Source organism: Roseateles chitinivorans (assembly GCF_050632235.1).
GTDB classification, from domain to species: Bacteria; Pseudomonadota; Gammaproteobacteria; order Burkholderiales; family Burkholderiaceae_C; genus Roseateles; species Roseateles chitinivorans_A.
Map to the genome: position 1 here is coordinate 4174264 of NZ_CP192584.1, position 14359 is coordinate 4188622.

9 protein-coding genes and 2 pseudogenes are annotated in these 14359 nt (G+C 70.1%); 3 read left to right on the plus strand and 8 right to left on the minus strand.

All coding sequences use genetic code 11. The annotated features are described in order from the left end of the window. Nucleotides 1-23 precede the first annotated feature (23 nt). On the minus strand, nucleotides 24-2306 hold the full coding sequence (locus ACQ859_RS18915) for an ATP-binding protein (RefSeq protein WP_431262224.1): 2283 nt from the start codon (nucleotides 2304-2306) through the stop codon (nucleotides 24-26). A gap of 175 nt (nucleotides 2307-2481) precedes the next feature. Between ACQ859_RS18915 and ACQ859_RS18920 the strand changes: the two genes are divergently transcribed. Beyond that, entirely contained in the window at nucleotides 2482-3174 is a 693-nt protein-coding gene (locus tag ACQ859_RS18920; protein ID WP_431262225.1) for a heavy metal response regulator transcription factor, read from the plus strand. Here the strand turns inward: ACQ859_RS18920 and ACQ859_RS18925 are convergent. Further along, nucleotides 3147-4142 (minus strand): DUF4886 domain-containing protein, encoded by a 996-nt coding sequence (locus ACQ859_RS18925; RefSeq protein ID WP_431262226.1) that lies wholly within the window; start codon nucleotides 4140-4142, stop codon nucleotides 3147-3149. The genes ACQ859_RS18920 and ACQ859_RS18925 overlap by 28 nt on opposite strands. 312 nt (nucleotides 4143-4454) lie before the next feature. On the opposite strand from ACQ859_RS18925, the gene ACQ859_RS18930 reads away from it, so the two are divergent. Further along, nucleotides 4455-5246 carry a Crp/Fnr family transcriptional regulator gene (locus ACQ859_RS18930; protein WP_431262227.1) on the plus strand — a complete coding sequence of 264 codons (792 nt, stop codon included), beginning with the start codon at nucleotides 4455-4457 and terminating at the stop codon, nucleotides 5244-5246. A gap of 232 nt (nucleotides 5247-5478) precedes the next feature. Here ACQ859_RS18930 and pepA read toward each other — a convergent pair whose 3' ends face one another. Beyond that, nucleotides 5479-6270 carry a flocculation-associated PEP-CTERM protein PepA gene (pepA, locus tag ACQ859_RS18935; protein WP_431262228.1) on the minus strand — a complete coding sequence of 264 codons (792 nt, stop codon included), beginning with the start codon at nucleotides 6268-6270 and terminating at the stop codon, nucleotides 5479-5481. A gap of 419 nt (nucleotides 6271-6689) precedes the next feature. Here pepA and ACQ859_RS18940 point away from each other — a divergent pair, with 419 nt between their 5' ends. After that, nucleotides 6690-6989 (plus strand): hypothetical protein, encoded by a 300-nt coding sequence (locus ACQ859_RS18940; protein WP_431262229.1) that lies wholly within the window; start codon nucleotides 6690-6692, stop codon nucleotides 6987-6989. An 86-nt stretch (nucleotides 6990-7075) separates the two neighbouring features. Here the strand turns inward: ACQ859_RS18940 and ACQ859_RS18945 are convergent, their stop codons facing one another. The 5 genes and pseudogenes from ACQ859_RS18945 to ACQ859_RS18965 form a co-directional block, all read right to left on the minus strand. After that, nucleotides 7076-7471, minus strand: coding sequence for a hypothetical protein (locus ACQ859_RS18945; protein ID WP_431262230.1), 396 nt, complete (start codon nucleotides 7469-7471; stop codon nucleotides 7076-7078). Nucleotides 7472-7550: 79 nt separating this feature from the next. Continuing rightward, nucleotides 7551-8416: pseudogene (locus ACQ859_RS18950) on the minus strand (CheR family methyltransferase). Between the two features lie 13 nt (nucleotides 8417-8429). Next, a pseudogene (locus ACQ859_RS18955) lies at nucleotides 8430-11893 on the minus strand (response regulator). A 241-nt stretch (nucleotides 11894-12134) separates the two neighbouring features. Next, nucleotides 12135-12935, minus strand: a complete 801-nt coding sequence (locus tag ACQ859_RS18960) for a beta/gamma crystallin family protein (RefSeq protein ID WP_431262231.1) — start codon at nucleotides 12933-12935, stop codon at nucleotides 12135-12137. 170 nt (nucleotides 12936-13105) lie between these two features. Next, a complete protein-coding gene (locus ACQ859_RS18965; RefSeq protein ID WP_431262232.1) occupies nucleotides 13106-14203 on the minus strand; it encodes a hybrid sensor histidine kinase/response regulator in 1098 nt (365 codons plus the stop codon). Between the last annotated feature and the right edge of the window lie 156 nt (nucleotides 14204-14359).

Here is a 14359-nt window from a genome sequence, read left to right on the forward strand (position 1 = left end):
CGCTCCGCGGCCTTCGGCGACCTTCAGCGGCCCTTGACGTCCGTCGCCTCGTGCGTCGGGCGCATCGCCTCGCCGAGGACCGCGGCGAGCACGTCGATGTCGTACGGCTTGGGCACCAGCGGCACGTTCGGCGCCTCCTCGATGCGCACCGGATGGCCGCTGGCCAGCACCATCGGCAAGGTCGGCTTCAGGACCTTCAAGGTGCGCACCAGGTCCACGCCGCTGCGCTCACCCGGCATCACGATGTCCGTCAGCACCACGTCTGCGGTCAGGCCGCCGCGCAGCAGGTCCAGCGCATGATCGGCGGTCGGCGCGGTCTTGACCGTGAACCCGCGCTCCTCCAGGGCCTGCGCGGTCAGCTCGCGCACCGAGGGCTCGTCCTCCACCAGCAGCACCGTGCCGGCGAAGCGTTGGTCCGCATCGGGCCCGTCGGCCCGCACGATCGGCCCCTCGGCCTCCGTCCTGCCGTGCGAGCGCGGCAGCCACAGCGTGACCTCGGTGCCCAGGCCGATCTTGCTGACGATGCCCGCCGTGCCGCCCGCCGAGCGCGCCAGCGCGTAGACCTGCGCCAGGCCGAGGCCCGAGCCCTGCCCCACCGCCTTGGTCGTGAAGAAGGGTTCGAACGCGCGCTCCATCTGGTCCTGCGTCATGCCGTCGCCGGTGTCGCGCACCGCGATCGCGACGTACTCCCCGGGCAGCAGCTCGGGCGCGAGTCCCACCGGGTCGGCCTGCGCCAGCACGCGCTTGCGCGCGGAGACGGTGAGCCTGCCCCGCCCGTGCATCGCGTCGCGCGCGTTCAGCGCGAGGTTCAGCACCGCGAGCTCGAGCTGGACGGGATCGGTGCGTACGGGCCACAGGTCCTCGTCGATGCTCAGTTCGACATCGACGGCGCTGCCGACCGCGCCACCGGCCAGCGCCATCAGCTCCGGCAACTGGCGCCGCAGGTCGATGACGGCTTCATGCCCGACCTGCGGCCTTCCGAAGGCCAGCAACTGCCGCGTCAGCTGCGCCGCCTTCGCGGTGGCGCGCTGGCAGGCGTCGAGCGCCGTGTCCGCGCGCGGATCGGTGCTGAGCCGGCGCGCCAGCTGCAGCCCCGTCGTCATCGTCTGCAGCAGGTTGTTGAAGTCGTGCGCGATCCCGCCGGTCAGGCGGCCCAGCGCCTCGAGCTTCTGGCTGCGCAGCACCGCCTGCTGCGCATGGCGTGTCTGCGCGACCGCGGCGTCGATCTCCTCGCGCAGGCGCGACTCGTTGCCGGCGCGCTCGCGGCTGGCCGTGGCGAGCGCATGCTGGACGACGTCGATCTCGTCGACGCCGCCGGGGACTTCGTCGATCGTCGCTCCGCCGCCCATGCGGATCGCATCCTTGCGCAGGCGCCGCAGCGGATCGGCGATCGCGCGGCTCATGCGCCGCGCCAGCACCAGCGCGAGCACGATGAAGGCCAGCGACAGTGTCAGCATCATCGCGAACGCCGTCCAGGCGCCCTTGGCGAGTTCCGACTGGCTCAGGCCGATCAGCACCACCCAGCCCGAGTCGGGCGCGCGGCTGAAGACGGTGAAGACCGGTTCGCCATCGAGGGTGCGCGCGTCGACGACACCCTGGTTTCCGCGGCTCAGCGCGTCGCGCATGTTCGCGCTCGCCTGCTGGCCGACGCGTTTCTCCGGGTCGCGGGTGCGCGCGATGACGACCGCGTTGCGGTCCAGTACGACGCCCAGCCAGCCCTCGGGCAGCGGCTGCTGGCGGAAGATCTGCTGCATCTCGCTGACCGGACTGCCGTAGCCGAGGTACATCGGCCGGCCCAGCACCGTCACCGGCACGCGGACCGCGAAGCTGGGCTGGCCGTTCACCGGTCCGGTGTAGAGGTTGGAGACCAGCAGCCGGCGCGTGGTGTCGATGCCGTCGGTGAATCCGCCAGCCGCCGGCAAGGGCTGACCCCAGGCGATGCGCGTGTTGATGAGCTGGCGACCGTCGACGGTCGTCAGCACGATGGTGTTGGGCGAGCCCGAGACCAGGCGGGACGCCTCACCATGGAACTGCTCGAGCCGGCCCTGGGCCAGGCTGGGCGACACGCTGAGCGCCTGCAGCAGCGCCGTGCGCACCGCCATCTCGCGGTCGGCGACCAGGCTCAGGGCCTCGGCGGTCTCGGTGGCGGCGGCGACCGCCGCGCGCCGCTCGGTCTGGAAGACGGCCACGCCCGCGATCACCGACAGCAGCAGGGTCGGCAGGACGATCAGCCAGACCATGGCGCGCAGCTTGCCGCGAACGGACCCGGCGCGTGGCGCGGTGGAAGACAGGGTCCGTGGGAGCATGGTGGGCGGATTCTAGGCGCGGGTCTTGCCGGAGACTGACGCGGACGCGCCGCCGGGCGCCCTGCCCCGACGACGGGGCGGAATACCGCCCAGGATGACGAGGACAAGCGACGATGACCAGGAAGTTGGCGGTGGCGGTGGCGGCGGCCACGAGGACAGTGACGGAGCGCGCCCGATGAAACTGCTCGTCATCGAGGACGAGGACAAGCTCGGCGACTACCTGCGCGACGGCCTGACGCAGGAGGGTTTCGTCGTCGACCTGGTGCGCGACGGCGTGGACGGCCTGCACCAGGCCAGCGAGGGCGCCTACGACCTGGTCCTGCTGGATGGCGTGCTGCCGGGCATCGACGGCCTGGCCGTGCTGGCGGCGCTGCGCCAGCAGGACCACACGCGCGCGCTGCCGGTGCTGATGATGACGGCGCGCGCCGAGGTCGAGGACCGCGTGCGCGGCCTGCAGGCCGGCGCCGACGACTACCTGTGCAAGCCCTTCGCGTTCTCCGAGCTGGTGGCCCGCGTCCAGGCGCTGCTGCGCCGCGCGTCCGGGACGCCGCCGGCCGAGCCCGCCATGCTGAAACTCGCCGATCTCGAGGTCGACCTGTTGCGGCGCAAGGTCCATCGCGGCGGGCAGCGGCTGGCGCTCACCCCCAAGGAATTCAGCCTGCTGACGCTGCTGCTGCGGCGCCAGGGTCAGGTGTTGTCCCGGACCGAACTCGCCGAGCAGGTCTGGGACATGAACTTCGACAGCGAGACCAACGTCGTCGAAGTCGCCGTGCGACGGCTGCGGGGCAAGCTCGACAAGCCGTTCGGCGTCGAGCTGCTGCACACCGTGCGCGGCGTCGGTTACGTGCTGGAGGACCGCGACACGTAGCGGGCGCCCGCGCCCTTGCGGCGCCAGACCGCGAGCAGGCCCACGCCCGCAACCAGCATCGCCCAGGTCGAGGGCTCCGGCACCGGCGCGGCGAGCTGCTCGAAGGCCAGTTGCTGCATCACCCGCACCTGCGCTTCGGAAATGCCCAGCTGCGCCGCCGAGGTCTCGCCCACGCCCAGGCTGCGCGGATCCAGCCCGGTGATCTTGCCGAAGATCGTCAGCGCCTCCAGGTAGCTGCCGTACATGCTGGCGTGGTAGTTGTCGCTGGCCCACAGCTTGACCTTGCCGGCGTCGATACCGTCGTAAGGGTTGGTGTCCGCGAAGCCCTGGGACATCGCCCGGTTCCAGGCCAGGCCGACCGGGATCACGCCGCCGATCTTGTCGGACGCCTGGTCCGCCTGCAGGTAGCCGGCGTAGACGTCCTCGGCCATCTTGTAGATGGACTGGCCATACCAGGCGCCGCTGGGCGGATAGGTCTGGTCCGCGCGCGACCAGGTCGCCATCAGGTCGATCTTGACGTTCGCGTTCTGCGCATGCAGCGCGTCGGCCAGCAGGCCCGAGTACTGGATCAGCTTGGCCGGATTGCCCGGCTGCGACGCGTCCAGCGTGCTGTAGCTCTGCAGGACGACCCGGTCCCAGGGCTTGTTGATCAGGTCCATCTTGGTGTTGTAGTGCAGGTCCAGGCCGCTGCCGCCGACGGTCTCCAGGCTGACGTCGTAGTTGAGCCCGGCCTGCGCCGTGAAGGCCTTGAAGAGCGCCGGGATACCGCCGATGCCGGTGCCGTTGAGGTCGGTCACGGAGCCGGGGTTGAACTGCATCACCGACGAGCCTTGCGCGTAGGTGAAACTGTTGCCGACAAACAGGATGCTTTCGGCCTGCGCCGCGCCGAAGGACAGCGCCAGCGCGAGCCCCGCCAGCGAGCGTGTGGCGCGGAAGGTCCCTGCGAACCGGGTGGTGGATCGGATCATTTGTCTTCCTCGGTTGGAGTCGTGGATGCGCGCGGGCGCGATCTGTCGCCGGCCCGGCGCTCTTCCGTTATAGGGAGCGGGACGCCGTCCGGTAAGGGCGCGGCGCAGGCCCCCTAGAACGCTGTGCGGACAGCATCGACAACCCGGTGCGCTGGCGCACGCAGTCCGGGACACCCGGCGCCCGCGCGGACTCCCCGTGTCCACGGGGGGACGCACACGCAATGGCACCAAAGACACGCTCCGATACCCCGGCGGGTACGGTGCTTGCCATAGTGGTCCGCTGGAACGGATGTGCAGTTCCTGGAGCTATCGATGTCCCTGTCCCTTGCCGCAAACCCTGCCGCCACGCCCCCTCGCGCGAACCTGCTGCTCGCGCAGCTGCCCGCCGAGGATCGCGCGCGCTGGTCCGCGCAGCTCGAGACCGTGGAACTGCTGAAGGGCCGCGTGCTCTTCGAGGCGGGCACCCCGGCCACCCACGTGTATTTCCCGATCACCGCGATCGTCTCGCTGATCCACACGACCCATTCGGGCGCGTCGACGCAGGTGGCGATGATCGGATCGGAAGGCGCCGCGGGCCTCGCGGCGGCGATGGGCGGCGAGTCCCCGGCCTGCCGTGGCGTCGTGCAGCGCGCCGGCCTGGCGTTCCGCATGCGCGTGCCGATGGTGCGCGAGGAGATGCTGCGCGCCGGACCTGCGACGTCGCTGCTGCTGCGTTACGTGCAATCGCTGCTCAGCCAGATCGCGCACACGGCGGTCTGCAACCGTCACCACTCGCTCGAACGGCAGCTGTGCCGCTGGCTGCTCCAGTCGCTGGATCGTCAGCATGGGCATTGCGAGCTGTCGGTCACCCAGGAGTCCATCTCCAACCTGCTGGGCGTGCGCCGGGAAGGCGTCACCGAGAGCGCCCAGCGCCTCCAGGCCGCCGGCCTGATCCGTTACTCCCGCGGACATATCGCGGTGCTGGACCGACCGGGGCTGGAGGCCCGGGCTTGCGAGTGCTACGCCCTGCTCAAGCAGGACTTCCAGCGTCTGCTGCCTCAGGGCCAGGACGACGCGAGCGCGGCCACCTCTGCCACCTTCGCGCCCGTCGCCGTGCAGGCCTGAGGGCTCTGCTCCGCTGTTGAAGCACCGCGGCGAGCCGCTCCGTCGATGACGGGGGCTCGTCGGGCGTGTCATGGGCACACGCCTTGGCGGTCCAGGGAACCGGCTCGCGCCGGGGCCCTTTTCCGCACGTCATTGCCGGTTGTCGCCTCGACAACCCAGCGCCGGAACGCTCAGGCACCCGCATGCCCTCCCGCTCCGGAACTGTGACCGGCCCCGAGGGGCCGGCCGGCGATCACTTCTCCGAACGGGTGCGGCGACGGGCCACGAAGCCGACCGCGCCGAGACCGGCCAGCAGCATCGCGTAGGTCGACGGTTCCGGCACGGCCGCGAAGTTGACCGAGCCGCCGCCTTGACGGATGCGGAAGCCGCCCGCGAAGGGCTCGACCTGCGACGTCGTGTTGGAGAACGAGGTCAGCGCGATGCTGTAGGCGGGCGACGAGCTCTGGAAGCCCGGCACCAGCCAGTTCAGCGTCAGCTTGGCGTTGGCCGACGGGTTGAAGGTGCCGTCGCCCAGCGGCGTGGTCGCCACCGTGCCCAGCACCAGCGAGCCGGTGGCCAGGGCCACTTCGCCGGTCGCGGTTTCCGTCGGCGTGTTGCCGGTGAAGCCGAACGACGAGGTGCCGTTGTAGCCGTACAGGGTGTAGGACAGCGAGGTCAGCGTGCCCAGCGTCGGCGTCGTGCCGGGGTTGCCGGGCGACGTCAGCGTGCCGTTGCCGCTGAACTGGATGTAGAAGCCGTAGTCCGAATTCAGGCCGCCGGACGGCAGCGTCACGCCACCCAGCTGGGCGGCGCTGATGGCCAGGTAGCCGGACTCGGTGAACGAGGTGCCCGAGAAGGTGACCGTCGAGTAGTTCGACACCAGCAGGTTGTCGGCGGTGAACGCCGAGCCGTTCAAGCCGGCGGTGGACGGGTCCCAAGTGAATTGGGGCAGCGCGGAAGCGCTGGCGCTGACGGCGGCCAAGGCGAGAGCCAGCAGGGTACGCTGGAACGCGATGGGCTTCCGGGCGAGCAAAGGCAGGGTCATGGTGGTTGCTCCGAAAGGGAAATCCGCGAATTGCGGACACCGGAGTTCACCACCCGCCTCAGAGGGAGTCTGTTCGTCCACCCACATAAAAACCGGCCCTCTTCCGCATGTACCAGGAAGGTGCTACGAAAGGGGGTTCCCGTGCCTGAAAACACCCCGCGAACAGGGGGTGCTGCAGTGCAACAAAAACACGGAATCCTCGATGGCGTCGAGGGAAACAGCTGGATACGGATCGGCGGACCCGCCTCGGCCGGCCCGAGATCGCATCCTGCCGGGGAATCTGGCGGCGGACAAGCGGGAACCCGACGCGACCTGACGCGAATTACTGCGCTCGGCGGACGCTTTTCGACGGGCTCGCGGCGCGGGGGCGACCGGACAATCCGGCATCGCCTCCCGACGACGCCACGAGCCCGCACATCATGTCCCAACCCAGCCGCACCGCCACTTCCGCCGCCCTGTCCTCGACCGCCGTCTCCGGCGTGGCGGGCCTGATGCTCGGACAGATCGTGCTGGCGCTGGCGCTGCACCATGGCCGCTCGGTCGAGGGCCTGGGCTATGCGCTCGTGTTCCTGCTGGCCGGCGGCGCGTCAGTCGCCTGTTTCCTCACCCACCGCCATCAGCAACGCCGTCCGCGCGACGAAGCCGCGCCGTGGCGTCTCTGGGTGGGGGCGCTCGCGCTGGGCGCCTTTGCGTCGATGGCGGCCATCGGCTCGTTCTGAGGCGCTGGGACGGCGCCTCCCGGCGCCGTCAGGCCCAACCGTCGACGGGATCCGTCGACCTGAATTCTCCAGCTCATCTCCCGACGTCATTCATCGACGTCTTCGTCCTCATCCGCATGCTCCGGATCGGGCCCCGCCGACGGATCGTCGCCGCTGGCCAGGTCCTCCACGTCGATGCTCGCATCGATGTCGTCCGGCGACGGCTCGCGGCTGACGCGATCCGGCGAGATGTCGGCGGCCTCGTGATCCCGGCCCGGCGTGGCCGAGGCGCGTTCTCCGGTGCCGAATCGATCGGTGTCGCTGCCCGGCGTCGACGGCGTCGCGCCGAGCTCATCCGGATCGTCCGGACCCGTGCTCATCTGTCGTTCGCCCGAGATGTCGCTGCCGCTGTCGGAGCTGTCGCTCGGTCCGAGCGAGTCCGTGCCCCGGCCCTTCGCCTGCGCGGGTGCCTGCGTACCGCCGAGGATGCTGCTGGTGGCCATGGTGCTTCTCCTGTGAGACCCGGATGGGTCGATGCAGGAACGAGGCAAGCCCCGAGCCCGGCCGGATCCAGTCGCAGCGTCAGGCCGAGCGCTTCTGGTACACGCGCTCCTTCGCGGCGATCTCGACGAATTCACCGGCATGCGCTGAGAAGCGCAGCGTCTCGCGCGCCCCCAGGCCGAGGAAGCCGTTGCGGCACAGGGCCTCGGTGAACAGGCCCAGCGCGCGATCCTGCAGCGCGCGGTTGAAGTAGATCAGCACGTTGCGGCAGGACACCAGCTGCACCTCGGCGAACACGCTGTCCGTGGACAGGCTGTGGTCGCTGAAGACGATGCGCTCCTTCAGCGCCTTGTCCATCAGCACATGGTCGTACGCGGCGGTGTAGTGCTCCGACAGCGAGCCATGCCCGCCCGACGCGCGATGGTTCTCCGTGTACAGCGGCACCTGGTCCACCCGGTACACCCCCGCCTGCGCCTGCGTGAGCGCTTCGTGGCTGATGTCGGTCGCGTAGATCAGCGTGCGGTCCAGCAGCCCTTCCTCCTTCATGAGGATGGCCATCGAGTACGCCTCCTCGCCGCCGCTGCAGCCCGCCACCCAGATCCGCAGCGAGGGAAGGTGCGCAGCACCGGCACCACCTGCTCGCGCAGCGCGCGGAAATATTCGGGATCGCGGAAGAACTCGCTGACCTGCACGGTCAGGTCGGCCAGCACCGAGCGGAACACTTCCGGCTCGTGCAGCACGCGGCCCTGCAGCTGCGAGAGGTTGGCGCAGCCGAAGCGCTGCTGCCCGGCCTTCAGCCGCCGGCGCAGCGAACTGCCTGCGTAGTCGCGGAAGTCGTAGTGGTAGCGCTCGTAGATCGCCTCCAGGATCAGCCGGACCTCGAGGTCGTCCGCATGCCTGCCTGGCGTGTCCTGCGCATCGTGCGTGCCGTTCGAGCCCTGCATCATCGTCCGTCGGTCCTCAGCGCGGCATCCAGACGCGAACCAGCGAGAGCAGCTTCTCGATGTCCAGCGGCTTGGCGATGTAGTCGTTGGCGCCGGCGGCCATGCACTTCTCCTGGTCGTCCTTCATCGCCTTGGCGGTGAGCGCGATGATCGGCAGCCGCCGCATGTCAGGCCGGGCGCGGATCTCGCGCATCGCGGTGTAGCCGTCCATCTCCGGCATCATGATGTCCATCAGCACCAGATCGACCGCGGGCATCGCGCCGGCGCCCTGCAGCGGCGCGGAGAGCCGCTCCAGCGCCTCGCGGCCGTTGCGGGCGATGTCCACCTTCACCCCTTGGGCTCGAGCACCGCCGACAGCGCGAAGATGTTGCGCACGTCGTCCTCGACGATCAGCACGCGCCGCCCCTCGAGCATGTTGTCGCGCGCGCGGACCTCCTTGAGCATCTTCTGACGCTCCGGAGGCAGCTGCGACTCCACCTGGTGCAGGAACAGCGTGACCTCGTCGAGCAGCCGCTCCGGCGAGCGCGCGCCCTTGATGATGATGGAGCGCGAATAGCGCCGCAGCTGCTGCTCCTGCTGCGAGGTCAGCGTGTGGCCGGTGTAGACGATCACCGGCGGGAAGGCGACATCGTCCTGCGCCGCCATCTGGTCGAGCAGGTCGTAGCCGCTCATGTCAGGCAGGTTCAGGTCCATCACCATGCAGTCGAAGGTCGAGCGGCGCAGCGCCTGCAGCGCTTCCGCGGCGGTCGCGACGCCTTCGATGCGGACCTCGTCCGCGGCCAGCAGGTGGCGGATGCTGTCGAGCTGTCGCGCGTCGTCCTCGACCACCAGCACGGTGCGCAGGCGCTGCGAGAACTTGGCCTCGAGCTTGTGCAGCGCGACCTCGAGCTCCTCGCGCTTGACCGGCTTGAAGGCGTAGCCGATCGCGCCGCGTTCCATCGCCTCGTGCGTGTAGTCGGCGACCGAGATCACATGCACGGGGATGTGGCGCGTCAGCGGCTCGCGCTTGAGCTGGTCCAGCACGCCCAGGCCCGAGTGGTCGGGCAGGTTCATGTCGAGCAGGATCGCGCTGGGCGCGTAGCGCTGCGCGATGGACAGGCCGTTCTCGGCCGTGTGGGCCATCAGGCAGACGAAGCCCATCTCGCGGATCAGGTCGCGCAGGATCAGCGCGAAACGCTGGTCGTCCTCGATGATGAGGATGGCGCGGTCGCCCGGCACCCACGACAGGCGGTCGTCGTCGAGCTGCGGCAGCCGCGGCTCGGGCGCGGCCGGCGCGGGCTCGCGCAGCAGCGACTCGGCGGTGACCATCGCCTCCTCCGGCGCGCCCAGCGCGGGCAACGCGGCGTCGAAGGCGGGCACCGCCGGCGGCGCCTTGACGGGCGGATGGCCGGTGCCGTGATACGGCGCCTGGGCCGGCGACAGCGGACGCGGACGCTCGTCGCCCAGCGGGGCCTCATGCACCAGCGGCAGCACCAGGCTGAAGACCGAGCCCTGGCCCGGCGTGCTCTGCAGATGGATGTCGCCGCCCAGCAGCCGCGCCAGGTCGCGCGAGATCGACAAGCCCAGCCCCGTGCCGCCGTACTTGCGGTGGGTGCTGCCGTCGGCCTGGCGGAAGGCGTCGAAGATCAGCGCCTGCTGGTGCGGCGGGATGCCGATGCCGGTGTCCTTGACCGTGAAGGCCAGGCGGCCGTCGGTGGTCGAGCCGACCTCCATGCGCACCGAGCCGCGCTCGGTGAACTTGAGCGCGTTGGACAGCAGGTTCTTCAGTACCTGGCCGACCCGTCCCTCGTCGGTCTCTATCCATTCCGGCGCGCCGGGCGCGAGTTGCAGGCCGAAGGCCAGGTTGCGCTGCGCGGCGACCGGCGCGAACACCTGCGTCAGCTGCTGCAGCAGGCGCGGCACCGAGACGCGCTCGACCTGCAGGTCGACCTTGCCGGCCTCGATCTTGGACAGGTCCAGGATGTCGTTGATCAGCATCAGCAGGTCGTTGCCGGCCGAGCTGATGGTCTGCGCGAAACGGACCTGCTCGTCGCTCAGGTTGCCGTCCTTGTTGTCGGCCAGCAGCTTGGCCAGGATCAGCGTCGAGTTCAGCGGCGTGCGCAGCTCGTGGCTCATGTTGGCCAGGAACTCGCTCTTGTACTGGTTGGAGCGCTCCAGCTGTTCGGCGCGGTCGGTCAGCATGTCCTGCGCGGCCGTCAGTTCCGAACGCTGCAGCTCCAGCTGACGCGCCTGTTCCTCGAGCTGGACGTTGCTTTCCTCGAGGTCGGTCTGCTGCCGCTCCAGCCGCAGCTGCGAGTCGCGCAGCGCGTTGCCCTGCTCCTCGAGCTCCTCGTTGCTGGCGCGCAGTTCCTCCTGCTGCATCTGCAGTTCCTCGGCCTGGCGGCGGCTCTCCTCGAGCAGCGCCTCCAGCCGGCTGCGGTCCTTGGCCGCGCGCAGCGCCATCGCGATCGGCTCGGCGACGCGGGCCAGCAACTCGCTTTCCGCGGCGCCGACGTGATGCAGGAAGCCCAGCTCGATCACGCACTGCACCCGTCGGTCCAGGCCGGCCGGCGCGATCATCAGCTCGGTCGAATCCGCACGGCCCAGCGACGAGGTGATCGGCAGATAGTCCGCCGGCAGCTGCTTCACATGCACCGGACGGCGGTCGCGCGCGGCCTGCCCCAGCAGCGTGTCGCCGCCGCGCACGACCGGTGGCGCCGCGTCCGTGCCCGTGGCCACGGGCAGCGCGTAGCCGCCGACGCGCAGGAAGCTGCCGTCGTCCTGCGCCACGTAGAACGCACCGACGCGTGCATCGGTCCAGCGCGCGAGGAAGCTGGTGGCGATGTCGGCGAGGCGCTCCACATGCGGATCGCCCTGCAGTTCCACACCCAGCCCGGCCAGGCCGGCCTTGAGCCATTCCTCGGTCTTGGCGGCGCGGTAGGCGCGCGAGCTCAGCACCGCGGCGACCGCGGTCAGTAGCAACAGCAAGGCCGAGCCGCCCCACATCACGCCGACCGTCTGCTGCACGGCACCGTCCCACAAGGCACGGCGTTCGGCGGCACGGTCGCGCTCTTCACGCTCCATCTCGCCGAGCAGCGTACGGATGCGCTCCATCAGGATGCGGCCGCGGTCGCCCTTCACCAGCGTCACCGCCGCGGCGCTCTCGCCCGCGCGCCGCGCCGCGATGGTTTCCTCCATCTCCGCGAGTTTCGCCTTGAAGAGCTGCTCCGCGGTCTCCAGACGCGCCAGCTGCGGGCGGTAGTTCTGGAAGCTCGCGCGCAACCGTTCGGCCGCGGCGGGAATCGTGACCTGCGCGGTGTTGAAGGGCACGAGGTAGCTGTCGATGCCGGTCAGCAGATAGCCGCGCTGGCCGGTCTCCGCATCTTTCATCGCCGAGCCCAGGGTCTGGATCTGCTCCTGCACGATCAGCGTGCGCGCCATCGCGTCGGCGGACTCGGACTGGGCCTGCTGCGAGCGGTACGAGAACCACGCGGTGGTCATGATCGTGATCACCGCCAGCGCGAAGCCGAGCAGCGTGGGCAGCGGCAGCCAGTCGTGGCGGCGCACGCCGTGGGCGAGGTGGAGGTCGTTGCCCGAGTAGGCCTTCGAGGCGGCGGTGGACGTCGTGGTGTTCATGGAAGCGAAAACGGGGCGGCCGGAGCGGGGGTCGCATGCTAGCGCGCCCCGCCCCGGCCGGCCCCAGGAATCCTCACTGGGTCGATCGATCGATGACCGCGCCCGTCTATTCGCGCGGCTCGCCGCGTGCGTTGACGGTCACGGTCGCTCCCGGCTGTCGCCGGGTCTGCATGTAATGGTCCTGTCCCTTGAAGCGGTAGGTCACGTCCCAGTACTGGGGGTTGCCGTTGCTGGGCGCGGCGCCGCAGCGCTGCACGTTGCGCACGTCCTTGTCGCGGTTGACATTGCTGCCCACCACCGCGCCGCCGACCGCGCCGGCGACCGTGGTCGCGGTCTGGCCGGAGCCGCCGCCGAACTGGTGGCCGAGGATGCCGCCGAGCACGCCGCCGACGACCGCGCCGCCGACGTTGGGCCGGTCGCGCACTTCCTTCTGCTCGATCCAGCAACGCTGCTGTTCCTCGCCCATCACGGCGCGGACCGAGACGACCTGCGCCTGGTACAGGCCTTCGTCGCCGCGGCGATAGTAGGTCGGCTGCGGATCGGGGCCGTAGCGGTCCCGGCTAACATCCTCGCCCACGCGGCGCGCGGAACTGATCCGGTTGTCCAGCCCCATGGACTTCAGCGACGGGTAGCTGCCCGGCTGCAGCACGCGGCAGCGGCCGCTGTAGCCTGGGTCCTCGCAGACTTCCCAGCGTTCGCCACGGACCTCGATGGAGGAGGCGCGGTCGTCGAAGCCGATCTCCTTGAGGAAATTGATCTGCGACTCCGTGCCCGCGTTGCGGCCGCGGAAGTTCTCGTTCTCATAGAAGGTGATGTCGGCCATCGCGTGGCCCGCCAGGGCGCAGGCGGCCGCGGCGACCGCGACCTTGAGCGCGCGCTGCATCGTCGGAGCGGAGGATCGGTTCATGGCAGTCCCCATCGTGGTTGCTGTGATGCCCCCACTGTGGGCCGGCGCGCCCGCCGGGTCTGTCGGGCCGGGCTGGCGCCGCGTGTAGGACGTGGCGCCACGCGCGTTCCGGCCTGCGTGCCTGCTGCACTGCCGCATCGTGGACATGCTGGACGCGCCTTCACCGGCCCTCAACGTTCGGACTGCAGCCGCGGCAGCAGCAGCTCGAACATCGTGCCCTGACGCGCCCGCGAGACGCCGATCAGCGAGCCGCCATGGGCCCGCGCGACGCGTTCGGGTTCCTGCAGGCCGGGCCCGACCTGCGCCGAGGACATGCCCGACACCGGCTCGTTGCCGCCGAACAGGTGGATGGAGGCTTCCGGTTCGAGCACCGTGTCGAAGCTGATGCGCAGCATCAGCGAGCGCTGCGCGCTGCCGTCGACCTGGATGCGGATCTCGCTGTCGCCGGCATGGGTGGCCGCCTGCATCAGCAGCTGGTCGAGGGTCTGCGCCATCAGCTCGACGTCGAAGTCGCCGGTGGTGTCGCCGATGCGGTCGAAGGCCGGCGGCGCCCACATCACGGCCTGGTTGCTCTCGATGTCCAGCCGCTGCGCGGCCAGGGTCGCCAGATCGCCGCGCACCGGCTGCACCTGCAGCAGCTCGCAGGGCCGGCGCGCCAGGCTGCCCAGGTGGTCCACCTGCCGGCCCAGCAGCGTCGCCGCGGCCTTGACGCGCTGGCCGGCCTTCTGCAGCGACGGCGATTCGGTCTGGCGGATCAGCAGCTCGGCGTTGAGCATCATGACCGACAGCGGGCTGCGGATGTCGTGGCTCAGCGCGCTCAGCATCAGCGCGTTGACGCGCGCCAGCCGCTCCTGCTCGACGATGCGCTCGGCCAGCAGCTGGCGCTGGCGGTGCAGGTCGGCGAAGACGGCGACCTTGCTGCGCAGCACGTGGGCGTCCACCGGCTTGTAGATGAAGTCCACCGCGCCGGCCTCGTAGCCCTTGAAGCTGCGCTGGGCCTCCTGCGAGCCGGCGGTCAGGAAGATGATCGGGACGTGCCGGGTACGCTCCGTGCCCCGCATCAGTTCAGCGAGGGTGAAGCCGTCCATGCCCGGCATCTGGATGTCCAGCAGGGCCAGCATCACATCGTGTGTGAGCAGCAGTTCCAGCGCGGCGGGGCCGGAATCCGCCGTCAATACTTCCAGGCCGGAGTCGGCCAGCAGCGCTTTCATCGCGAGCAGGTTCTGCGGCTTGTCGTCCACCACCAGCACGCTCATCTGATCCGCCACGTCGTTCTCCCAATCATGATCATCTTGGTCTTGAATGTCTGACAGCCGCATTGGGCAACCGGCGTGCCCACGCCGCCCTGGGAGATACCCTCCCCCAATCCTCGCCCGCGCATGCCTCTGGGCGAACAGCGCCAAGAGTAGGATCGCGCCGCCGTG

Coding starts and splice junctions, on each gene's coding strand:
- ACQ859_RS18915 (WP_431262224.1), bottom strand. CDS start 2,306: ATGCTCCCACGGACCCTGTCTTCCACCGCGCCACGCGCCGGGTCCGTT.
- ACQ859_RS18920 (WP_431262225.1), top strand. CDS start 2,482: ATGAAACTGCTCGTCATCGAGGACGAGGACAAGCTCGGCGACTACCTG.
- ACQ859_RS18925 (WP_431262226.1), bottom strand. CDS start 4,142: ATGATCCGATCCACCACCCGGTTCGCAGGGACCTTCCGCGCCACACGC.
- ACQ859_RS18930 (WP_431262227.1), top strand. CDS start 4,455: ATGTCCCTGTCCCTTGCCGCAAACCCTGCCGCCACGCCCCCTCGCGCG.
- pepA (WP_431262228.1), bottom strand. CDS start 6,270: ATGACCCTGCCTTTGCTCGCCCGGAAGCCCATCGCGTTCCAGCGTACC.
- ACQ859_RS18940 (WP_431262229.1), top strand. CDS start 6,690: ATGTCCCAACCCAGCCGCACCGCCACTTCCGCCGCCCTGTCCTCGACC.
- ACQ859_RS18945 (WP_431262230.1), bottom strand. CDS start 7,471: ATGGCCACCAGCAGCATCCTCGGCGGTACGCAGGCACCCGCGCAGGCG.
- ACQ859_RS18960 (WP_431262231.1), bottom strand. CDS start 12,935: ATGAACCGATCCTCCGCTCCGACGATGCAGCGCGCGCTCAAGGTCGCG.